This window comes from Pseudomonas sp. LG1D9, assembly GCF_002949995.1.
Classification (GTDB): Bacteria; Pseudomonadota; Gammaproteobacteria; order Pseudomonadales; family Pseudomonadaceae; genus Aquipseudomonas; species Aquipseudomonas proteolytica.
Map to the genome: position 1 here is coordinate 1,339,116 of NZ_CP026881.1, position 22,053 is coordinate 1,361,168.

Annotated in this window: 22 protein-coding genes; 9 read left to right on the forward strand and 13 right to left on the reverse strand. The window is 61.6% G+C overall.

Features of this window, described 5'->3' with window-relative positions; all coding sequences use genetic code 11:
• The first annotated feature begins 301 nt into the window (after window positions 1–301).
• From C5F71_RS06565 to C5F71_RS06595, 7 genes are all read left to right on the forward strand, one after another.
• On the forward strand, window positions 302–1,234 hold the full coding sequence (locus C5F71_RS06565; protein WP_029295166.1) for a glutamate/aspartate ABC transporter substrate-binding protein: 933 nt from the start codon (window positions 302–304) through the stop codon (window positions 1,232–1,234).
• 192 nt (window positions 1,235–1,426) lie between these two features.
• Window positions 1,427–2,173 carry an amino acid ABC transporter permease gene (locus tag C5F71_RS06570; RefSeq protein ID WP_029295164.1) on the forward strand — a complete coding sequence of 249 codons (747 nt, stop codon included), beginning with the start codon at window positions 1,427–1,429 and terminating at the stop codon, window positions 2,171–2,173.
• On the forward strand, window positions 2,173–2,844 hold the full coding sequence (locus C5F71_RS06575) for an amino acid ABC transporter permease (RefSeq protein ID WP_029295163.1): 672 nt from the start codon (window positions 2,173–2,175) through the stop codon (window positions 2,842–2,844). Before C5F71_RS06570 ends, C5F71_RS06575 begins: the two co-directional genes overlap by 1 nt.
• Window positions 2,841–3,575, forward strand: coding sequence for an amino acid ABC transporter ATP-binding protein (locus C5F71_RS06580; RefSeq protein WP_104910835.1), 735 nt, complete (start codon window positions 2,841–2,843; stop codon window positions 3,573–3,575). Before C5F71_RS06575 ends, C5F71_RS06580 begins: the two co-directional genes overlap by 4 nt.
• Window positions 3,576–3,737: 162 nt before the next feature.
• Window positions 3,738–5,639, forward strand: coding sequence for an ATP-binding protein (locus tag C5F71_RS06585; RefSeq protein WP_104910836.1), 1,902 nt, complete (start codon window positions 3,738–3,740; stop codon window positions 5,637–5,639).
• 56 nt (window positions 5,640–5,695) lie between these two features.
• Window positions 5,696–6,976, forward strand: a complete 1,281-nt coding sequence (locus C5F71_RS06590; protein ID WP_235861118.1) for a sigma-54 dependent transcriptional regulator — start codon at window positions 5,696–5,698, stop codon at window positions 6,974–6,976.
• Window positions 6,977–6,986: 10 nt separating this feature from the next.
• A complete protein-coding gene (locus C5F71_RS06595; RefSeq protein ID WP_029295158.1) occupies window positions 6,987–7,325 on the forward strand; it encodes a GlpM family protein in 339 nt (112 codons plus the stop codon).
• 119 nt (window positions 7,326–7,444) lie between these two features.
• On the opposite strand, the gene C5F71_RS06600 is transcribed toward C5F71_RS06595, so the two are convergent.
• From C5F71_RS06600 to C5F71_RS06625, 6 genes are all read right to left on the reverse strand, one after another.
• A complete protein-coding gene (locus C5F71_RS06600; RefSeq protein WP_029295157.1) occupies window positions 7,445–8,842 on the reverse strand; it encodes a sigma-54 dependent transcriptional regulator in 1,398 nt (465 codons plus the stop codon).
• Window positions 8,832–10,610 (reverse strand): ATP-binding protein, encoded by a 1,779-nt coding sequence (locus tag C5F71_RS06605; protein WP_104910837.1) that lies wholly within the window; start codon window positions 10,608–10,610, stop codon window positions 8,832–8,834. The genes C5F71_RS06600 and C5F71_RS06605 overlap by 11 nt, the downstream gene beginning before the upstream one ends.
• Window positions 10,607–11,734 carry a GNAT family N-acetyltransferase gene (locus tag C5F71_RS06610; RefSeq protein WP_104910838.1) on the reverse strand — a complete coding sequence of 376 codons (1,128 nt, stop codon included), beginning with the start codon at window positions 11,732–11,734 and terminating at the stop codon, window positions 10,607–10,609. Before C5F71_RS06610 ends, C5F71_RS06605 begins: the two co-directional genes overlap by 4 nt.
• Before the next feature lie 138 nt (window positions 11,735–11,872).
• Window positions 11,873–12,727, reverse strand: coding sequence for a carboxylesterase (locus tag C5F71_RS06615; RefSeq protein ID WP_104910839.1), 855 nt, complete (start codon window positions 12,725–12,727; stop codon window positions 11,873–11,875).
• On the reverse strand, window positions 12,724–14,118 hold the full coding sequence (locus C5F71_RS06620) for an aspartate aminotransferase family protein (RefSeq protein WP_104910840.1): 1,395 nt from the start codon (window positions 14,116–14,118) through the stop codon (window positions 12,724–12,726). Before C5F71_RS06620 ends, C5F71_RS06615 begins: the two co-directional genes overlap by 4 nt.
• Window positions 14,111–14,809: an MtnX-like HAD-IB family phosphatase gene (locus C5F71_RS06625; RefSeq protein ID WP_029295151.1), complete on the reverse strand. Its 699-nt coding sequence runs from the start codon at window positions 14,807–14,809 to the stop codon at window positions 14,111–14,113. Before C5F71_RS06625 ends, C5F71_RS06620 begins: the two co-directional genes overlap by 8 nt.
• Before the next feature lie 230 nt (window positions 14,810–15,039).
• Between C5F71_RS06625 and C5F71_RS06630 the strand changes: the two genes are divergently transcribed.
• Window positions 15,040–15,804 carry a MipA/OmpV family protein gene (locus tag C5F71_RS06630; protein WP_104910841.1) on the forward strand — a complete coding sequence of 255 codons (765 nt, stop codon included), beginning with the start codon at window positions 15,040–15,042 and terminating at the stop codon, window positions 15,802–15,804.
• A 176-nt stretch (window positions 15,805–15,980) separates the two neighbouring features.
• On the opposite strand, the gene C5F71_RS06635 is transcribed toward C5F71_RS06630, so the two are convergent.
• From C5F71_RS06635 to C5F71_RS06655, 5 genes are all read right to left on the reverse strand, one after another.
• The gene (locus C5F71_RS06635; RefSeq protein WP_029297410.1) at window positions 15,981–16,394 is read right to left on the reverse strand and encodes an EamA family transporter; all 414 of its coding nucleotides are present in this window, start codon (window positions 16,392–16,394) and stop codon (window positions 15,981–15,983) included.
• Window positions 16,391–16,771: an EamA family transporter gene (locus tag C5F71_RS06640; protein ID WP_029297412.1), complete on the reverse strand. Its 381-nt coding sequence runs from the start codon at window positions 16,769–16,771 to the stop codon at window positions 16,391–16,393. Before C5F71_RS06640 ends, C5F71_RS06635 begins: the two co-directional genes overlap by 4 nt.
• Window positions 16,768–17,688 carry an arginase family protein gene (locus C5F71_RS06645; protein ID WP_104910842.1) on the reverse strand — a complete coding sequence of 307 codons (921 nt, stop codon included), beginning with the start codon at window positions 17,686–17,688 and terminating at the stop codon, window positions 16,768–16,770. Before C5F71_RS06645 ends, C5F71_RS06640 begins: the two co-directional genes overlap by 4 nt.
• Window positions 17,689–17,896: 208 nt before the next feature.
• Complete coding sequence (locus C5F71_RS06650; protein WP_070994772.1) at window positions 17,897–18,550, reverse strand: DsbA family oxidoreductase; 654 nt, start codon at window positions 18,548–18,550, stop codon at window positions 17,897–17,899.
• Between the two features lie 61 nt (window positions 18,551–18,611).
• Complete coding sequence (locus C5F71_RS06655) at window positions 18,612–19,631, reverse strand: alpha/beta fold hydrolase (protein ID WP_104910843.1); 1,020 nt, start codon at window positions 19,629–19,631, stop codon at window positions 18,612–18,614.
• Window positions 19,632–19,813: 182 nt separating this feature from the next.
• Here C5F71_RS06655 and metR point away from each other — a divergent pair, with 182 nt between their 5' ends.
• Window positions 19,814–20,731, forward strand: a complete 918-nt coding sequence (gene metR / locus C5F71_RS06660) for a transcriptional regulator MetR (RefSeq protein ID WP_032859924.1) — start codon at window positions 19,814–19,816, stop codon at window positions 20,729–20,731.
• A gap of 4 nt (window positions 20,732–20,735) precedes the next feature.
• On the opposite strand, the gene C5F71_RS06665 is transcribed toward metR, so the two are convergent.
• Window positions 20,736–21,374, reverse strand: a complete 639-nt coding sequence (locus C5F71_RS06665; protein WP_104910844.1) for a LysE family translocator — start codon at window positions 21,372–21,374, stop codon at window positions 20,736–20,738.
• Window positions 21,375–21,399: 25 nt separating this feature from the next.
• A complete protein-coding gene (locus C5F71_RS06670; protein ID WP_104910845.1) occupies window positions 21,400–21,813 on the reverse strand; it encodes an NUDIX domain-containing protein in 414 nt (137 codons plus the stop codon).
• Window positions 21,814–22,053 lie beyond the last annotated feature (240 nt).

Sequence of the window (22,053 nt, forward strand, 5' to 3'; positions counted from 1 at the left end):
CCGAAAGGTCCAGGGGCTTTTTTTGGCTTGCGCCTCAAGCCGGCCCCTACAAATTCGGTTTTCCGAACGCGTTACTGCCGGCGATTCGGTTTGCCGGACTTAAACACCGGATAAACATCGTCACATAAAGTTAATCACTATATAAATCATATAGTTATATCTTTATTAACAGTCTGGCACGACTCATGCTCTACACTTGGGACGTGTTTGCCTGAGATGCTTCAGGAGCCGTCACAGGCATTCGCTGTATCGAAAGAGCCGTCCAGGCTTCATAAAAAAAACAAATGTCGAGGAAGTATTGATGCGTATCGTTCCCCATATTTTGGGCGCAGCCATCGCTGCCGCTCTGATTAGCACTCCAGTCTTCGCCGCCGAACTGACCGGCACGCTGAAGAAAATCAAAGAGTCGGGCACCATCACACTGGGCCACCGCGACGCCTCCATCCCGTTCTCCTACATCGCGGACGGCTCTGGCAAGCCAGTGGGCTACTCCCACGACATTCAACTGGCCATCGTGAAAGCTGTCGAGAAAGACCTCGGCATGAAGGAAGGCGAGCTGAAGGTCAAATACAACCTGGTCACCTCCCAAACCCGCATCCCGCTGGTGCAGAACGGCACCGTAGACGTTGAGTGTGGTTCCACCACCAACAACGTCGAGCGTCAGCAACAAGTCGACTTCTCCGTTGGCATCTTCGAAATCGGTACCCGTCTGCTGTCCAAAAAGGACTCGACCTACAAGGATTTCGCTGACCTCAAGGGCAAGAACGTCGTAACCACCGCCGGTACCACCTCCGAGCGCATCCTCAAGTCCATGAACGCTGACAAGCAGATGGGCATGAACGTCATCTCCGCCAAGGACCACGGTGAATCCTTCCAGATGCTGGAAAGCGGCCGTGCCGTTGCCTTCATGATGGACGACGCACTGCTGGCCGGTGAAATGGCCAAAGCCAAGAAGCCAACCGACTGGGCCGTGACCGGCACGCCACAATCCTTCGAAATCTACGGCTGCATGGTTCGCAAAGGCGATGCCCCGTTCAAGAAGGCTGTGGATGACGCCATCGTCGCTACCTACAAGTCCGGCGAAATCAACAACATCTACACCAAGTGGTTCAGCTCGCCGATCCCACCAAAAGGCCTGAACCTGATGTTCCCGATGAGCGACGAACTCAAGGCCCTGATCGCGAACCCGACCGATAAGGCGGCCGACGACAAAACGGCTGAAAAAAAGTCCTGATTCCGAACTAACCTTATCCCCTGAGGGAGCCAACCCTCCCTCAGGTGTCTGTTACTACCTGCTGGCATTATTTGGAACACTCGACCTGGCGGTTTCCGAGCCGATCTTGTGTGCCTGACGTTCACCGTCAGGCGGGAATGGATTTTCCCCAAGCGGGTGCTTGTACATCGATCGATTTCGGGGGAGACCCTAATGAATTACAACTGGGACTGGGGCGTATTCTTCAAGTCCACCGGCGTGGGCAGCGAGACCTATCTCGACTGGTTCATCTCCGGTTTGGGCTGGACCATCGCCATCGCCATCGTGGCCTGGATCGTTGCCTTGCTGCTGGGCTCGGTACTGGGCGTAATGCGCACGATGCCTAATCGGCTCGTGGCCGGCATCGCCACCTGCTACGTGGAACTCTTTCGTAACGTGCCACTGCTGGTACAGCTGTTCATCTGGTACTTCCTGGTACCCGACCTGCTGCCGCAGAACCTGCAGGACTGGTACAAACAAGACTTGAACCCGACCACCTCGGCCTACCTGAGCGTTGTCGTGTGCCTGGGCCTGTTCACCGCCGCCCGCGTATGTGAACAAGTGCGTACCGGTATCCAGGCCCTGCCCCACGGTCAGGAAGCCGCCGCGCGCGCCATGGGTTTCAGCCTGTCGCAGATCTACTGGAACGTGCTGTTGCCCCAGGCCTACCGGATCATCATTCCACCGCTCACCTCGGAATTCCTCAACGTCTTCAAGAACTCCTCCGTGGCGTCCTTGATCGGCCTGATGGAGTTGCTGGCGCAAACCAAGCAGACCGCCGAGTTCTCGGCCAACCTGTTTGAAGCCTTCACCCTGGCCACGCTGATCTACTTCACCCTGAACATGAGCCTGATGTTGCTGATGCGCGTGGTCGAGAAGAAAGTCGCAGTGCCCGGCCTGATTTCCGTGGGGGGTAAATAATGGAATTCGATTTCAGCGGCATTATCCCGGCCTTCCCTGGCCTGTGGAACGGCATGGTCATGACCTTGAAGCTGATGGTCATGGGCGTGGTCGGCGGCATCGTCCTCGGGACCATCCTGGCGTTGATGCGCCTGTCCTCCAGCAAACTGCTGTCCCGCGTGGCCGGCGCCTACGTGAACTACTTCCGCTCGATCCCGCTGCTGCTGGTGATCACCTGGTTCTACCTGGCGGTGCCGTTCGTGTTGCGCTGGATCACCGGCGAAGACACGCCAATCGGCGCGTTCACCTCCTGCGTCGTGGCATTCATGATGTTCGAGGCGGCGTACTTCTGCGAAATCGTGCGGGCCGGCGTGCAGTCGATCCCCAAGGGCCAGATGGCTGCAGCACAAGCGATGGGCATGACCTACGGCCAGACCATGCGCCTGATCATCCTGCCCCAGGCGTTCCGCAAGATGACCCCGCTGCTGTTGCAGCAGAGCATCATCCTGTTCCAGGACACCTCGCTGGTCTACACCGTGGGCCTGGTGGACTTCCTCAACTCCGCTCGCTCCAACGGCGACATTATCGGCCGCTCCAATGAGTTCCTGATCTTTGCCGGTGTCGTCTACTTCATCATCAGCTTTGCCGCCTCGCTGCTGGTCAAGCGTCTGCAAAAAAGGTTTGCCGTATGATCTCTATCAAGAACATCAACAAGTGGTATGGCGACTTCCAGGTGCTGACCGATTGCAGCACTGATGTCAAAAAAGGCGAAGTGATCGTGGTGTGCGGGCCGTCCGGCTCGGGCAAATCCACCCTGATCAAGTGCGTCAACGCCTTGGAACCGTTCCAGAAAGGTGACGTCGTGGTCGACGGCACCTCGATTGCCGACCCGAAGACCAACCTGCCGCAACTGCGCTCGCGCGTGGGCATGGTGTTCCAGCACTTCGAACTGTTCCCGCACATGACCATCATCGAAAACCTGACGGTCGCGCAAATCAAGGTGCTGGGCCGCAGCAAGGAAGAAGCCACCAAGAAAGGCCTGCAATTGCTGGAGCGCGTGGGTCTGACGGCGCACGCCCACAAGCACCCGGGTCAACTGTCCGGCGGCCAGCAGCAGCGCGTGGCGATTGCCCGTGCACTGGCCATGGACCCGATCGTCATGCTGTTCGACGAACCGACTTCGGCTCTGGACCCGGAGATGGTCAACGAAGTACTGGACGTGATGGTGCAACTGGCCCAGGAAGGCATGACCATGATGTGCGTGACCCACGAAATGGGCTTCGCCCGTAAAGTGGCCGACCGTGTGATCTTCATGGATGCCGGCAAGATCATCGAGGACTGCCCTAAAGAAGAGTTCTTCGGCGATATCAGCGCCCGCTCCGAACGTGCGCAGCACTTCCTCGAGAAAATCCTGCAGCACTAAGCACGACACAGCGTCCACTGTAGAACCCGGGCCCTGTGGGAGCGGGCTTGCCCGCGATTACGGTGTATCAGTCAACCTATCTGTGGCTGACCTACCGTCATCGCGGGCAAGCCCGCTCCCACACCGGTCCAGGCAAGCGCTGGTTGACCCAAGGCATCTGTGATGAAATGCGACCCCACCCTCTATCGCGCCGCACCGCCATCACTTGCCGTGAAGCCCCGTCTGATCCGCCAATTGTTCCTGCCGCCTCTGATCATCCTGTTGATGATCGGTCTGGGTTTTATCGGCTTCTGGACCAGCGAGTACTACGGCATCCGGACCCTGGGCGAGAACGGTGAGCGCCAGTTGGAGCTGCATGCGCGCACGGTCGAAAGTGAGATCAGCAAATACACCTACCTGCCCAGCCTGCTGGAGCTGGAGTCCAGTGTCTCCAAGCTGCTGGCCGAGCCAAGCCCGGAACACCGGCAAACCGTCAACGAATACCTCGAAGGCCTGAACCGGCGCAGCCGCAGCCGGGCGATTTATGTGATGGACACCACCGGCCGTGTGATGGCCACCAGTAACTGGCGCGATATCGACAGTTACCTGGGTGAAGACCTGTCGTTCCGCGCCTATTTCCAGAATGCCGTGCGTGGCCAGCCCGGCCGTTTCTATGGCATCGGCAGCACCAATGGCGAACCCGGCTACTACCTGGCCCATGGCCTGGAAGAACGCGGCAAGATCATTGGCGTCGCGGTGGTCAAGGTGCGTCTCGAAGCGTTGGAAGAACGCTGGCAGCGCGCGCGCCTGGAAGCCTTCGTCAGCGATGAGAACGGCATCATCATCCTCTCCAGCGACCCGGCGCGCCGGCTCAAGGCCGTGCGCCCGCTGAGCGACGAGACCAAGGAACGCCTGGCCCGCAGCCTGCAGTATTACTGGGCGACCCTCAACGAACTGCAACCCCTGGCCCGCGAGCACCTCGACGCCGGCACCGAGAAGCTGACCTTCCCCGCCAACAGTGAAGTGGTGGCCGACGACCAGGAAGTCACCTACCTGGCCCAGACCCGACCACTGAACGACACGCCGTGGAATTTCACCCTGCTCACCCCGCTCAACGACCTGCGCCAGGCGGCGATCAACCAGGGCATCCTCGTGGCGGTGGCCTTTGCCCTGGTGGCGTTCCTGCTGATTGCCTGGAATGAGCGACGCAAGGTGATCGCCACACGCCTGGCCGCCCGCGAGGCCCTGCAGGAAGCCAACAACCAACTGGAGCGGCGGATTGCCGAGCGCACCGCCGACCTGCGCGCCAGCAACGAACGGCTCAAGGCGCAGATCCGCGAGCGACGCCAGGCCGAAGAAACCCTGCGCCGAGCCCAGGACGAATTGGTCCAGGCCGGAAAACTGGCGGCCATCGGCCAGATGTCGACCAGCATCGCCCATGAACTGAACCAGCCCCTGGCGGCCTTGCGCACCTTGTCCGGCAACACCGTGCGCTTCCTGGAGCGCGGTGCCCTGGATACCGCCAGCACCAACCTCAAGACCATCAATGAACTGATCGACCGCATGGGCCGCATCACCGCCAGCCTGCGCTCGTTTGCCCGGCGTGGTGACGACCAGGGTGAAGCCAGCCTGGCCAAGGCCGTGGACGCGGCGTTCCAGGTCCTGGGCAGCCGCCTCGACAACCTGCCGCTGACCGTACACCGCGGTTTCAGCCAGGCCATGTTGCAAATCGACCAGACGCGCCTGGAGCAGATCCTGGTCAACCTGATCGGCAACGCCCTGGACGCGATGCACGCCCAACCCGCCCCCGAGCTGTGGCTGGAAAGTGATATCCATGAAGGCAAATACCGCCTGCGGGTGCGGGACAACGGGCACGGCATCGACCCAGAGACCCGCAAGCACCTGTTCGAACCCTTTTTCACCACCAAACCCGGCGAGCAAGGATTAGGCCTGGGCCTGACCCTGTCGGCCAGCCTCGCGGCGGCCACCGGCGGCAACCTGGCCGTCGAGCACCCGGCCGATGGTGGTACGGCCTTTGTCCTGAGCCTGCCCCTGGCAGGCCATCAACCCGGCGAATCGATATGAACAGCCAACCCAATACCGAACTGACCGTGCTGATCGTCGAAGACGATCCCCATGTGTTGCTCGGCTGCCAGCAAGCCCTGGCCCTGGAAGATATTCCCAGCGTCGGCGTGGCCAGTGCCGAAGAGGCCCTCAAGCGCGTCGGCGAGAACTTTGCCGGCATTGTGATCAGCGATATCCGCCTGCCCGGCATCGACGGCCTGGAGCTGTTGACCCGCCTCAAGGCCCTGGATAAAAGCCTGCCGGTGGTGCTGATCACCGGCCACGGCGACATCTCCATGGCCGTGGGCGCGATGCGCAACGGCGCCTATGACTTCATGGAAAAACCTTTTTCCCCGGAACGCCTGGTGGACGTGGTGCGCCGCGCCCTCGAACAGCGCGGCCTGGCCCGGGAAGTCTGGGCGTTGCGCCGGCAACTGGCTGAGCGTGACTCCCTGGAAGGCCGGATCATCGGGCGCTCGCCGGCAATGCAGAACCTGCGGGAATTGATCGCCAATGTCGCCGACACCTCGGCCAACGTGCTGATCGAAGGCGAGACCGGCACCGGCAAGGAACTGGTCGCCCGCTGCCTGCACGACTTCAGCCGCCGCCACGCCCACCAATTCGTGGCCCTGAACTGCGGTGGCCTGCCGGAAAACCTGTTTGAAAGCGAGATTTTCGGTCACGAAGCCAACGCCTTCACCGGCGCGGGCAAGCGGCGTATCGGCAAGATCGAACATGCCCACGAAGGCACGCTGTTCCTCGACGAAGTGGAAAGCATGCCGATGAACCTGCAGATCAAACTGCTGCGGGTCTTGCAGGAGCGCACCCTGGAACGCCTGGGCTCGAACCAGAGCGTGGCGGTGGATTGCCGAGTGATCGCCGCGACCAAGTCCGACCTTGACGAATTGAGCCGCGCCAACCAGTTCCGCAGCGACTTGTACTACCGCCTGAACGTAGTGACCCTGGAACTGCCGCCCCTGCGCGAGCGTCGCGAAGATATCCTGCAACTGTTCGAACACTTCCTGCAGCAGTCATCCCTGCGCTTCGACCGCATCGCCCCGGAGCTGGACAACCAGACCCTGTCCAGCCTGATGAGCCACGACTGGCCCGGCAACGTGCGTGAACTGCGCAACGTCGCCGAACGCTTTGCCCTGGGCCTGCCGGCCTTCAAGAAGAGCGGCAACAGCCCCGACAACCATGGCCTGGCCTTTACCGAGGCGGTGGAAGCCTTTGAGCGCAACCTGCTCAGCGACGCCCTGCAGCGCAGCGGCGGCAACCTGACCCAGGCCAGCCTGGAGCTGGGCATGGCCAAGACCACCCTGTTCGACAAGGTCAAGAAATACGGCCTGAACCACTAAGGAGTACTGCGTGGATTTAGTTTTCAAGGCCGCCCTCGGTGCGGCGGTGGTATTGCTCCTGGCAGTGCTGGCCAAGACCAGGAACTACTACATCGCTGGCCTGGTGCCGCTGTTTCCGACCTTTGCCCTGATCGCCCACTACATCGTCGGCAAGGGCCGCTCGGTGGACGACTTGAAAACCACGATTGTGTTCGGCATGTGGTCGATCATTCCGTACTTTGTGTACCTGGCGACCTTGTATGTGATGGTCGACCGCATGCGCCTGGAGGCCTCGCTGGCAGTCGCCGCAGTAGCCTGGCTGATGGCCGCGACGGTACTGGTCAGCGTGTGGGTACGCATCCACGCCTGATTCACCTCAATCACATGTGGGAGCGGGCTTGCTCGCGAAAGCGGTGTATCAGTCGACATCTAAATTGACTGATCCACCGCTTTCGCGAGCAAGCCCGCTCCCACATTTTGATCAGTGTTTCAGCGCACGATCTTGTCGATCTGGATCCCGAGCTTTTTCAAGCGGTACCAGAAGCTGCGCTCGGAAATCCCGATCCTTGACGCCGCAGCCGCCTGCACGCCATTGCTCTCCTGCAACGCCGCCAGGATGTACGCCTTCTCTACTTCTGCCAGCGCGGCATCCAGGTCCCGAGGCACGCCCGGGCCTTCGCTGAGAATCGTCGTCACGTCACCCGCCGTCGGCTGGGACGCGAACAGATAGGCCGGCAAGTCGATATCTTCAATCACCGGGCTCGCCGCGACGATGGTCGCGCGTTCCACGCAGTTTTGCAGCTCGCGGATGTTGCCCGGCCAGCTGTAGGCCGCCATGGCCTGCAAGGCATCTGCGCTGAAGCCGGTGATGCGTTTACCGGCATTGGCGCTCAGGCTGCGGGCAAAGTGGCGGGCCAGCGGGGCGATGTCTTCGACACGCTCGCGCAGAGCGGGCAGCGGGATTGGGAACACGTTGAGACGGTAGTAGAGGTCCTCGCGAAACTCCTTGTTCGCCACGGCTTCCAACAGGTTCTTGTTGGTGGCGGCGATCACCCGCACATCCACCTTGCGCTCGCGGGGGTCGCCCACCGGCTCGATCACCCGCTCCTGCAAGGCGCGCAGGATCTTGGCCTGCAACGCCAGGGGCATATCGCCCACCTCGTCGAGAAACAGCGTGCCCTTGTCGGCCTGCATGAAACGCCCGACCCGGTCGGCCACAGCGCCGGTAAAGGCGCCCTTGCGATGGCCGAACATTTCGCTTTCCAGCAAGCCTTCTGGGATCGCAGCGCAATTGACTGCGACAAAGGGTTTATCGGCGCGGTTGCCATGCTTGTGAATGGCGCGGGCGACCATTTCCTTGCCGGTGCCGCTTTCGCCGGTCAACAGGATGGTGGCGTTGCTTTCGCGCACCGAATCCACCGCTTGCAGCACACGGCGGAACGCCGGGCTGTCGCCCACCAGGCTGTCGAACTGCGCATGCTCGTCGAGCTCGGCGCGCAGCCGTGCGTTGTCGCGCATGATGTCGCGAAACTGCAAGGCCTTGGCCACGGTGATGTCCAGCTCGTCGATATCGAAGGGCTTGGCAATGTAGTCGTAGGCGCCGTTGCGCATCGACTGCACGGCATTTTTCACAGTGCTGTAGGCCGTCATCACGATCACCGGCAACTGTGGGTAGCGCACCTTGATCTCGGCCAGCAGCTGCGGGCCGTCCATGCCGGGCATACGCCAATCGCTGATCACCAGGTCGATATCTTCCTGCTCCAGCACCTTGAGGGCATGCAGGCCATTGCCGGCGATAAACACCTGGATATCGTTCTGGCTCAGGGCCGAGGCCAGCAAATCGCAGAGCTTGGGCTCGTCGTCGACCACCAATATGTTATGCGTCATGACTGTCCTCGTCGTCGCCGTCATCTTCACCGCTGGCCGGAATGTACAGGCTGAAGGTTGCGCCGGCATCCTTCTCGCTGGTGCATTCGATGCGGCCATCGTGACTTTCCATGATCGAATAGACTTTCGCCAGGCCAAGGCCAGTGCCCGAGGCCTTGGTGGTGACGAAGGGGGTAAAGATCCGCTCGATCATCTCTGCCGGGATGCCCTGCCCGCTGTCGCTGACGCTGATCACTGTGGACTGGTCCGCGCGGCTGATGCTTAACGTCAGGCGCCCGCCCTGGGGCATGGCATCGATGGCGTTGAGAATCAGGTTCAGGCACGCCTGCTTGAATTGCTTGGCGTCCACATAGAGGGTCGCGCCAGGCGCCTGGTCGTCGAGATGGGCGTCGATGGCGTGGCTCGCCAGCTCCGGCGCGCAGAACCCCAGGATGTCTTCCACCAGTGGCCGCGCCAGCTGCTGGCTGCGCAGGGGCTCGCTGGGTTTGGCGAAATCGAGAAAGTCGGTGATCAGGTCATTGATCCGGCTGACTTCGCTGACCACATATTCCAGGTGGCGCTTGTCGGTCTCCGGCAGGTCCGTGCGGCGGTGCAGCAGTTGGGTCGCGGTCTTGATGATGCCCAGTGGGTTGCGGATTTCGTGGGCCAGGCCCATCGCCACTTCGCCCAGGGCATGCAGGCGGTCGCGCCGACGCAGTTGGGCCTCGAGGTGATGCAATTCGCCCAGGCGCTCGGTCATGTGGTTGAAGGTGCTGCTCAGTTGCGCCAACTCATCGCCGCCGGTGACGGCCACGCGGTGCTGGTAATTGCCGCTGATCACCGCACTCACGCCCTGGGACAACTCACGCAGCGGCCGCGTCAGGTGCCGGGAGACCAGCACGCCGGCGCCCAGGGACAAGGCGGAACTGAGCAGGAAGATCAGCACGAACAGATTGCTCTGGTTCACCAGCCCCACCAGGCTGGTGTGGCGCAGCAGGCCGCTGAAGATCACGCCCTGCAACTCGCCGGTGTCATTGAAGATCGGCCAGTACAGGCCACTGTAGTTGCTGGTGAATTGCTCGCTAGGCTGCTTGGTGCTGCGCAGCAGGGTTTCCACGGATTTCGGCACGCGGGTCGGGTGATCTTCAAAACGCTGGGTCGAGAAGATCTCCGAGAAGCCGTCGGTGTTGGCCAGGTACAGGCGCAAGTCCAGGGAGTGGACCTCGGCGACACTGGTCAGGAAGCTGCTGTCCAGGTACGTGCCCACCAACAGTTCGTAATCGACACCGTCCTGAGTGGTTTCGAACGAGGAAATCACCGCCCCGGTGGCCACGCCGCCAACCTGCACGGTTTGCAATACGGCATTGGGGGCGAGGCTGATTTGTTTCACCACATCATCGCCCACGGTGCTGAACATCACTTTGCCGTCGCTGCTGCGAATCAGCGTTACCACGTCAATATCAGTGGCGCTGGCAATGTCCGCGATCAAACGGTCATGCAGCATCGCTTCATGGGTGGAGGGCGGACGCACATAACGCAGGAAGATCTGCGCCACGCGAGCGTTGTCGTGCAGGATGTCGCTGACTTCGTCCTTGACGATCCGGGTCGACTCTTGCAGCCAGATGCGCACGTTACTGTCGAAAATCTGCGACAGGGTGGTGGCCGCCAGCTCCGCGGCGATCATCGTCGGGATCACCGTCACCAACCAGAACGCCAACACCAGCTTGCGCTGCAGGCTCCAGCGGGAAATGGCAAACGGGCGGGCTTTCTGGCGGGTTTTGGCAATCATCGGGTTTCGCTTATTGCAGCAGCCATGGCAGGGTCGGATCGGTCCGGGCGAATAAACACTTTTAGCACTTTGAGCAGGGTGTCGAGCAAGCGGTTGCGGTGCTGGAAAAACAGGGTATTGCCGGCGAACCCGCAGCCCAGGCGTAGCTTACTGGCATACCCCGCCTGCCCGCACTCATACAACGCAATATTGTGCTCGATGCAGTAGTCGACGTTGGTCAGCCAACTGCGAAAGTACAGGTTATGTTCGCGGCTGTGGGCCAGGTCATGGGCAAAGAACTTGTCGATCAGCCGATGCTGGTCGAGCAGCACCAGGTTGAACGCCACCAACTGCCCATCCACCCAGTAAAGTACACAGCGCGCCCGTTGTTCAAGCTGAGCGAGCACCTGGCTGAAATAACCGGCGGGCAGGCGTTCGAATTGCAGGTCGGCGCGGGCCAGGGTCGCTTCGTAGAGACGCATGATATCTGGCAATACGTCATCGACATTGTCCCGCCACTCCACCTGTGGCCCCGGCGCGCGGAGCTTGCGCCGCAAGTCCTTGCGCGTGGATTTGCCCAGGGAGCCCAGGTAGGCATCCACCGAGCCGTAGGGCAGCGGCAGCAGCCCGGTCGGCAGGCTCGGCATGCTGTGCAGGCCGGCGGCCTTGCAGCTGTCGGCCCAGTCCTGATCCTGGGTCGGAGCATCCTTGACCGCCAGCAAACCGATGCCGAATGCATCGGCATCCCGCCGTGCCGCGGCCAGCAGTTGTTGCAACAAGGCACCACGGCGCGCCGCCGGCACATGGCTGGCGACACCGGCATGGCATTGCTCGGCCACTGGCGAACCGATGGCGTACAGGCCCAGGCACAATGCGCCCGGCCACCAGCGTTCCAGGCGTTGGGTGAAGCGTTTGCCCATACCCGAGACGGTGGTGTCGAGGCGGTAATGGGTGATGAACGCCGGGGCCACCGCCAGCAGCCGCCCCTCCTCATAAAGGGCCAGGTAGCGCCATTGGAAGTCGTCGATAGCGGCGTTTTCCACGGCGACGTAGTAGTCCCAATCTTCCAGGGCCCGGGGAAAGCAATCGTTCCAGGCACTGCGGTCGATGGCGTGGATGGTTGAATAGGCTTTAGCGCTGATCACAGCAGTTCCTTAATCTAACGCCAACCCCTGTAGGAGCTGGCTTGCCAGCGAAAAACTCAAGGGCGCCGCGTTGAACCAGGCGCTACCTGTCATCGTTGACGACCATCGCGGGCAAGCCCGCTCCTACAGGGTGCGGTGTCAGGCCCGGCGATATTCGTCCACAGGAGTGGCGTGCTGCTCGATGAAGTCGGCACTCAACTCGATCACCCGCCGGTATTGCAGGTCCACGGTGATCATGTGGTAGCAGTTGTCCAACAGGATCTTGGTCACCGGGCCGCCAAGGTGGCGTTCCACGTAGTCGGCGTTCCAGCGGCTGGTGATGTCGTCCTCAATGGAGTGCAGCACCAGCGCCGGGGTTTTGATCGATGGCATGCGTTTTTTCACCACGGCGTTCATCCAGTGCAACTCGCGCACGGTGACGCCTTCCATGGTCAGCAACCCGGCTTCACTGCTCTCGCCCTCTTTCATCTGCCGCTCGACGATCGCCCGCAAGCGTTCGTTCTTGATGCCGTAGGGCGGCTTCTCGGTAAAGCGGAACAGGCGCACGCCGAAGGGAATGCGGATCAGCAACGGCGTGATGAACGCCATTTTGTTGATGCTCCAACCGTCGTACTTGAGGGTCGTGGAATACATCAGCAACCCCGCGACCTGGCCCGGAAATTCCGAAGCCAGGTACATCGACATCACCGCGCCCATGGACAAGCCACCGACGAACACCTGTGCATGACGCTGCTGCACCCCGACAAAGGTCTTGCGCACGCCCTCGTACCAGTCGCGCCAGCCGGTGGCCTGCAGGTCCTCGTTGCCCCCGCAGTGCCCGGCCAGGGTTGGCACGTACACCGTGCAATTACCCGCCTTGACCAGGCCCTGGGCAACCCGACGCAATTCGGTCGGGGTGCCGGTCAGGCCGTGGATCAACAGGACCCCGACCGGACCGTTGCCGAGAACGAAGCCGGCGTTGCCTTCGCCGAGATCGATATCGGCCAGACTCACCGCTTCATCGCTCGGGTCAGCAGTTGCTCCAGCAGCTTCAAGCCCAGGTCGATTTCCGGGTAGCTGATTTCCAGGGACGGCGCCAGGGTGATCACGTTCTTGTAGTAACCGCCCACATCGAGGATCAGCCCGAGTTTCTGGCCGTCTACCAGCATGTCGCCTTTCATGCCTTCCTCAACCATGTAGTCCAGGGTCGCCTTGTCCGGAGTGAAACCATCGGAGCCGCAGATTTCGCAGCGCAGGGCCAGGCCCAGGCCATCCACATCGCCGATGATCGGGAAGCGCTTTTGCAGGTCCTGCAGGCCTTCAAGGAAGTATTTGCCCTTGGCCATGACCATCGCGCCGTAGTCGACTTCGCTGGTCATCTTGAACATTTCCAGGCCCACCGCCGTGCCCAGCGGGTTGGAGGCGAAGGTGGAGTGGGTGGAACCCGGCGGGAACAGTTTCGGGTTGATCAGCTCTTCCTTGGCCCAGATGCCGCCCAATGGGTTGAGGCCGTTGGTCAGGGCTTTACCGAACACGATCACGTCCGGTTGCACATCGAAGTGCTCGATCGACCACAACTTTCCGGTGCGCCAGAAGCCCATCTGGATTTCGTCGACCACCATCAGGATGCCGTGCTGGTCGAGCACTTGCTTGAGCTCGCTGTAGAAGTTCATCGGCGGGATCACGTAGCCGCCGGTGCCCTGGATCGGCTCGACGTAAAACGCGGCGTATTCGCTCTGGCCGACTTTCGGGTCCCAGACACCGTTGTATTCGGTCTCGAACAGGCGCGCGAATTGCTGCACGCAGTGGCTACCGTATTCTTCCTTGGTCATGCCCTTTGGCCCACGGAAGTGGTACGGGAACGGGATGAAGTTGGCGCGCTCGCCAAAGTGGCCGTAGCGGCGACGGTAGCGGTAGCTGGAGGTGATGGACGACGCGCCGAGGGTACGCCCGTGGTAGCCGCCTTCGAAGGCGAACATCAGGCTCTTGCCGTTGCAGGCGTTACGCACCACCTTCAGGGAGTCCTCGATGGACTGCGAACCGCCGACGTTGAAATGCACGCGGCCATCGAGGCCGAATTTTTTCTTGGCATCCACGGCGATCATTTCCGACAGCTCGATCTTGCCCTTGTGCAGGTACTGGCTGGCGATTTGCGGCAGGGTATCGATCTGCTGTTTCAGCGCATTGTTCAGGCGCGGGTTGGCGTAGCCGAAGTTGACCGCCGAGTACCACATTTGCAGGTCGAGGTAGGCCTGGTCTTCGGTGTCCCAGACGTAGGAGCCTTCGCAGCGGCTGAAAATACGCGGTGGGTCGATGTAGTGGACGGTGTCGCCGTAGGAGCAGTATTTGGCTTCTTTATCCAGCAGAACCTGGTCTTCGGCGGTAGCGATACGGATATCAGACATGATGAAAGAGTTCCTGAGTGTCAGAAGTAAAGTGAGTGGCGTTGGCGGCCATGCCCTGGGGCAGTCGGGCCAGTAATGCAGGCAGTTCGGCAAAGCTGTCGAAGCGCAGATGGGGGATGGCGTGGGCCTGGCAGTACTGCGCCAGGCTGCCTTTGGCGAAGACGAAATCGGCGGTAGTCGATACGCACATATCGGACTTGCCGTCGCCGATCACCAACACCCGCTTGTTGCGCGGGGTGGACTTGCATTTGCAGTTGCCCGAGGCCGCGCGGCAGGCGTCGCTGGCATGGGGGAAGTCGATGCGCCAGCTGTTCTGGTCGACCTGGCGCAGGCGGTTGGCGATGATCGGCAGCAAGGTCACGTAGTTGCGCGAGAGGATCCGCGCGATGCCCTGCTCGATGCCGTCACTGACCACCTCAAGGGAGGCACCGAGGCCAAGGACATGGTCGACGAAGTCCGGGAAATCCGGATCGATCTCGACCGTGTCGAAGTACGCCAGCAGCTCGGCTGGTGTCGCCTTGATCAGCGCCAGTTGGCGGCTCAGGCATTCGCGCGAACCGATATGGCCGTCCAGCCATTGCTGCTCGATGGTTTCCCATTCTCTGCCTGCGAAGCGTTGGAGAACGTTGTCGATGACATCGGTGGGTGTGATGGTCCCATCGAAGTCACACACGATATGCCAGTCATTCATCTGCGTTTACCTTGGATGCTAGCGCGCTGATGCGCCGTTGACAGGGATAGAGCAGGGACTGTGCCAAGTGGGCAAAACCCAGCAGGGCCGGGGTTCGCGGGCATGCGCGGGTGATAAAGGCGGCGGCCAAGCTACAAATTTTGTAGGTCGCTACAAACAACATGAGTGCTTGCACAAGCCCCCGCGCCTGCGCGTTCATGCGCGCATGTTTTGCAAGAGGAGCAAGCACTATGTTCAGGGTGACTTCGCTGGTGTGCGCCGGCGTCCTGGGGCTATGGATGGACTCGGCAGCGGCGGCCGGCATCAGCGGCGAGGTGGGCCTGGGCCTGAGCTATCAGCCACGGGAACCCACCGCCAGCCGCTATCAGACGGTACCGGTGCCGTACTTCGACCTGGATTGGGGAGATGTCAGCCTCGATACCGATGACGGCCTGACCTGGAGCGCGTTCAACAGCAATGGTTTGAGTGCCGGGCCGTACCTCAACTACCTGCCGGGACGCACGGCCAACGGGCCGCTACAGGGCCTGCGAGACGTGTCGGACATGGCCGAGGTCGGTGGGTTTATCCAGTACGCACCGGCCGACTTCTGGCGGGTCTATGCGCAGCTGGGGCGCAGTGTTGGCGGCGCTCATGACCAGAGCGGGATATTGGGCAAGCTCGGCGGCGAACTGGGTTACCCACTGGGCGGCGGGGTCATTGGCAGTACGGGGCTGGTGGCGCACTTTGCCGACGATAACCAGACCCAGACGTTTTTCGGGGTCGATGAGCATGAGGCGCAAGCCTCGGGAATTCGCCCGTACAACGCCAGCGGCGGGTTCCAGAACCTGACATTGACCCAGAGCCTGCAGATCCCGCTGGCGCCCAAGTGGTCGCTGCTGGCCAGTGCCAGTTGGGTCCACCTGACAGGTTCGGCGGCCGATAGCAGCATCGTGCGCCAGACCGGCGAGGTGAACCAGGGGCAGGTGCAGACGGCGATCAGCTACACCTTCGATTGATTGTCCAAAGCCCAAGCCCCATTCGACCGCGTCCATCCTGTGGGAATACGGTCAAACATGTGGGAGCGGGCTTGCTCGCGAAGGCGGTGTGTCAGACTGGAATTACTTAACTGACCCACCGCCTTCGCGAGCAAGCCCGCTCCCACATTTATCCGGCATTCCATTCCAGTCTGGGCTCAGTTTTCTTCGCCCTCGGCCAGCAGCGCGATCCCGCCAATGATCACCACCACGCCCACCCAGTGCAGGAAGCTGATGTGCTCGCCCAGGCCCAGCCATGAGCCGAGCAACACCACCACAAACACCAGCGAACTCAGGGGGAAAGCCAGGGACAGGCTGCTGCGCCGCAGGATCAGCATCCACACAAAAAACGCGCCGATATAACAGGCAATGGCCGCCAGGATCCCCGGGTTGACCGCAACCGCCGCCAACCATTGCCAGTTGAAATCCATCTGCCCCAACTGATCGCCGGCCACCTTGGTAAACAACTGGCCGCCGCTTTCGGTCAAGATCAACAACGCCCACAACACCAGCGTCCCCAGGCGACCGTGCAGCCAGCCAACCGGACGGATAGCGATATTTTCCGAATTCATGCTTGAGTCCCCGCAACAGCAACCAGCATCACGCCGGCCGTAATCACCAGGGTACCCAGCCAGCGACGGCGGCTGACGGTTTCCCCCAGTACGACTTTGCCCACCAGCACCACCAGGCAATACGCCAGCGCCGCGAGCGGAAACAACAGGCTCAGCGGCGCACGGGACAAGGCCTCCAGCCACACGAAAAATTCAATCACATAGGCGCCGATGCCCGCCCACAGCAGAGGTGCATTGAGCACCTGGCCCCAAAATGCACCCAGGCGAAAACCGCCATTGATTTCGGGCAAGCGGTCCACGCCCAGCTTGAAACACAACTGGCCAATCACATCGAGCACGATGGAAAAGACCAATAACACCACCACGGTCAGGGTCACGGAAACAGCTCCTCGAACAGGTTGATCAACGCCTCGTTGGTCGCCGCGTTGCGCAGCAAATCGTCCGCGCTCCAGCGCTCGGCCGGCGGTTGGTCAGACTTGGCTTCCCAGCGTTTGAACGCGTTGCTGAATGCAGGCTGGGCAAACTCGCCACACACATCGATACCGATGATCCGCTTGCTCGCCGCCAACGCCCGCAGGGCTTGCAGCAGATGCGTCAGGCGCATGCCGCCCTGGTCCCAGTTGGTGGCGGCGTCTTCGCTGGCCAGCACGTCTTTGTCCAGGGTGATCCACACGGCATCGGTGGGCAGGCTGGCGATCATTTGCTCAAGGAATGCGCCCCAGTCGAGCTCAGCCAGGTTGCGCCAGTGCAGGTGGTTTTCCTGTTGTGCATGGCCGGCGCCATCCCCTACCCGCCCCCAGACTTTCGACGGCGCGTGCTGCCAGGGAAACAACTGCAAGTGCCCGCGCTTGAGCGCGCCCAGGTTGCCACCGCGCAGTTGCGGGTTATGCAGGTCATCGCTGCACGGGCCGAGGGTGACGATACGTTTGATCGCCGGCATCTTCAGCGCCTGGTTGACCCACGAACCGCAGTGCCGGCGTGGCGCCAGGCGCACCCAGTCGGGATGGTTGTCGAAGTGGATCAGGCTGATGGGCTCCTGCACCTCGGCGAGAAAAGCCGGGGTCAGGTGGTGATAGTCGCCAGAACCGACAAAGAAGATTTCGGGTCGTGCCGTGGTCGGCCGGGGCCGTTGGGCCAGGCGCTGGGCAAAGCGTTTCCAGGTTTTTTCGGTGGACCACAGGCGCAGTTTCGGGCCCAGGTCGAGCAGGTCCAGGCGCGTGGCGTGACCGCTGGCCAGACGCCGGGCAATGGGTGCCTGGGCTGTGAGGCTGTGGTCGAGATCGAGGATATTCAAGGTAATGTTTCACCCCTTGGCAGCGCCCAACCGCACGCCGGCTGGGCTTTAAGGGGGTAATGCAAGGGATGGGCCAGGGGGGGGGACAACAATGATCCAATGTGGGAGCGGGCTTGCTCGCGAAAGCGGTGGGTCAGTTAAGAGATACTTAGCTGATATACCGCTTTCGCGAGCAAGCCCGCTCCCACATTTTGCTTTGCGCTCGGCTTTAGGCCTTGGACTCCTGGATGATCTGGCGGATCGCCCCGACAAACGCCTCAGCCGGCTGCCCGCCGCTGACCGCGTACTGGTCGTTGAACACAATGGTCGGCACCGAGGTCACGCCACGGGAGACCCACAGTTGTTCCTGCTCGCGCACTTGTGCGGCGTATTCGTCCGAGGCCAAGATCTCGGCTGCGCGCTTGAGGTCCAGCCCGACGCTTTCGGCAATGATCGCCAAGGTAGCGTGGTCGGAAGGGTCCTGGCCATCGCTGAAGTAGGCTTTGAACAGCGCTTCCTTGAGGTTGTACTGCAACCCCTCGAGCCCGGCCCAGTGCAGCAGGCGATGGGCGTCGAAGGTGTTGTAGATACGGCTCTGGCCATCGGTACGAAACGCAAAGCCCAGCGCGGCGCCCATGTCGCGGATGCGGGCGCGGGTGGCCTGGGACTCTTCGGCGGTGGAGCCGTATTTTTCGGTGATGTGCTCAACGATGTTCTGCCCTTCGGCGGGCATGTTCGGGTTCAGTTCGAAGGGCTGGAAGTGGATCTCGGCCTGCACTTCGGCGCCCAGTTGGTCCAGGGCTTCGGTCAGGCCGCGCAGGCCGATGATGCACCAGGGGCAGGACACGTCGCTGACGAAATCGATTTTCAGGGAAGTACTCATTCAGGCAACCTCGCAGGCATTACACGCCATAAATGTCGCACCATACACCCCTAGGCGCTGCTCATAAAACCTTGGCCGGCAGCGCGCGATCAACCTGCGCCCAATGCGCCGCCTCTTCGCGGTGGGCTTGCAGGTAGGGCAACACCGCCGCCAGCAACGGCGCCTTGAATGCCTCCTGGAAACGATGAGCCAAGCCCGGGATCAGCCGCAACTGGCTGCCCTGGATATGCGCCGCCAGGTGCACGCCATGCATGACCGGCAGCAACGGGTCGGCCGTGCCATGGACCACCAGGGTCGGCACGCGCAATTGATTGAGCAATGGCACCCGGCTCGGTTCGGCAAGGATTGCCATGATCTGGCGCTTCACACCCTCGGGGTTGAATGCCCGGTCGTAGGACTGCGCTGCCTGCTGCAGCAAGGCCTGGCGATCATCCTTGACCTCAGGGCTGCCCAGGGCCGCGAGCAAATCGGCTTGCTGCTCCAGGGCCACTTCGCGGTTGGGTGCGCTGCGCCGTGACAACAGTTGCACCAGCGCAGCATTCGGCGCGGGCAGGCCTTCGGCGCCGGAGCTGGTCATGATCAGGGTCAGGCTTTCCACGCGCTGCGGGGCCATGGCCGCCAGGTGCTGGGCGATCATCCCGCCCATGCTCGCACCCAACACATGGAACTGGCGGACCTGCAGCGCATCCATCAACCCCAGCGCGTCATCGGCCATGTCAGTCAAGGTGTAGGGCGCAGCCACCGGCAGGCCCAGTTTGTAGCGCAGCACTTCAAAGGTCAGGTTGGCGCTGGCGGGCGCCTGGAGCCAGGTGGACAGGCCAACGTCACGGTTGTCGTAGCGGATCACCCGAAAACCCTGTTGGCACAGGGCGACCACCACTTCGTCCGGCCAGTGGATCAACTGCCCACCCAGCCCCATCACCAGCAACAAGGCCGGATCGGAGGCACGGCCAATGCTCTGGTACGCCAGGCTCACCTGGTCCAGGTCGACCCGCTCAGTCGGGACATTGACATCACATCGAGAGGCCGCAAAAGACGGCAGGCCGAACAGTAAGGCGGCCAGTAAAAACAACACGCGCATGAAAAACACCGAAACGCAGAACCCCAGTAGAGCGCGAGTCTGATGAAGTTTGTTCAAGCGCGCTGCCACAGTTACGTGACAGTTTGATGAAGAGCGCCCAGCGGTCATGGTCGACAGATTTGGCAACATGAGACAAACTCACGCTATCCGAACTTGTCACAAATTATCTTCATGGAGAGTCCGTGCTCGAAATCCGTCATCTCAAGACCCTGCACGCCTTGCGCGAAGCCGACAGCCTGGTGGAAGCCGCCGAACGCCTGCACCTGACCCAATCGGCGCTGTCCCACCAGTTCAAGGAGCTGGAGGAACGCATGGGCATGCCGCTGTTTGTGCGCAAGACCAAGCCCGTGCGCTTCACCAGCGCTGGCTTGCGCCTGCTGCAACTGGCGGATGCCACCTTGCCGCTGCTGCGCGGGGCCGAACGGGATATCGCGCGCTTGGCCGGTGGCACTGCCGGGCGCCTGCACATGGCGATCGAGTGCCACAGCTGCTTCCAGTGGCTGATGCCGACCATCGACCAGTTCCGCGATGCCTGGCCGGAAGTAGAACTGGACCTGGCCTCCGGCTTTGCCTTTGCTCCACTGCCGGCCCTGGCCCGTGGCGACCTGGACCTGGTGGTGACCTCCGACCCACTGGAGCTGGCGGGCATCACCTATGTGCCGCTGTTCACCTACGAAGCGATGCTCGCGGTGGCCAACCAGCACGCGCTGGCGAACAAGCCGTATATCGTGCCCGAAGATTTACTCAGCGAAACCCTGATCACCTACCCGGTGGAACGCGACCGCCTGGATATCTTCACCCGGTTCCTGGAACCGGCCGATGTCGAGCCTGCACAAGTCCGCACTTCGGAGCTGACGGTGATGATGATGCAGTTGGTGGCCAGCGGTCGCGGCGTGTGCGGCATGCCCCATTGGGCGCTGCATGAGTACAGCTCGCGGGGTTATGTGAAGGCCAAGCGGCTGGGGGAGAAAGGTTTGTTCGCCACGCTGTACGCCGGGATCCGTGCGGATATGCTGGATGCGCCGTACATGCGCGACTTTTTGCTGACCGCCAAGGACACGTCGTTTTCAACCCTCGATGGGGTCAGCGCGGTCCGTTGATTGTTCACGCGCTGCGCCGTTGCTCGAGCATCAGGCGCACCGCCAGGGCTGCCAGCACGAACCCCATGAAATAACGCTGGACCGCCAGCCACGTGGGGTTGTGGATAAACCACGCGGCGATGCTGGCAGCGCACAGCGAGATCAGCAGGTTGACCACAAAGCTGACGCTGATCTGGGCAAAGCCCAGCATCAGGCTCTGGGTGAAGATCGAGCCGTGCTCCGGGGTGATGAACTGCGGGAATACCGACAGGTAGAACACGGCGATTTTCGGGTTCAGTGCGCTGGTCAGAAAGCCCATGGTCACCAGCTTGCGTGACGAATCGGCAGGCAATTGCTGGGCTTGGAACGGTGAGCGCGCACCCGGTTTCACCGCTTGCCAGGCCAGCCACAGCAGGTAAAGCGCACCGGCCCATTTCAGTACTTCATAAGCCAGCGGCACAGTGAGGAACACCGCCGTCAAACCGGCGGCAGCGGCGAACAGGTGCACGAAAAAACCCGCGACCACCCCCAGCAACGACGTCACCCCGGCCTTGCGGCCCTGGCAGATCGAGCGGGAAATCAGGTAGATCATGTTCGGCCCGGGGGTCAGCACCAGCAGCAGCGAGGCGGCGGCAAAAATCAGCAAGTCATTGAGGGGGATCACGGCTCAGTCCTTTGTGCCCGACAGCTCAGGCAATAGTGGTCAGCGATGTGCGATAGAAAGGCAGGATCAGGTCACGTGTCAAGGGCGCCAACTGCAGGCCACCGTCGCCGGCCGGATCGATCCAGCGCACTTCTTCGATCTCGGCGGCGGGTGTCACCGGTACGTCGATACGCACCTCAAACAGCTCGGCCTCCACGGTAAACCCCGGCTCGTTGGCCGCCGGTGCCGAAAAATGCCCAAGGTACTGCGCCGCTGCCGGGTCGATCTGCAGGCCAAGCTCTTCGTGCAGCTCACGCGCCAAGGCCTGCGCCGGTTGCTCGCCGGCATCGATCTTGCCGCCCGGTTGCATAAAGGCCTGGGTGCCACGCTTGCGCACCAGCAGGGTCTGGCCGTCGCTGCCGATCAACAGGGCGGCGGCAATACGGATGGTCTTGGACATGAAATAAACGCCTTGGAATAAAGGCGCGAAGGATCACATGACTGTGCTCCGTGCTGCAATGCTACCTTGTGGTTGTGGTTGTGGTTGTGGCGAGCGGGCTTGCCCCGCGCTGGGCTGCGAAGCGGCCCCAGACCTGCCAATGAGTTTTAACTGAAAGTATGCAGTGAACGGATTAGGGCCGCTTCGCAGCCCAGCGCGGGGCAAGCCCGCTCGCCACAACCACAACCACAACCATAGCCA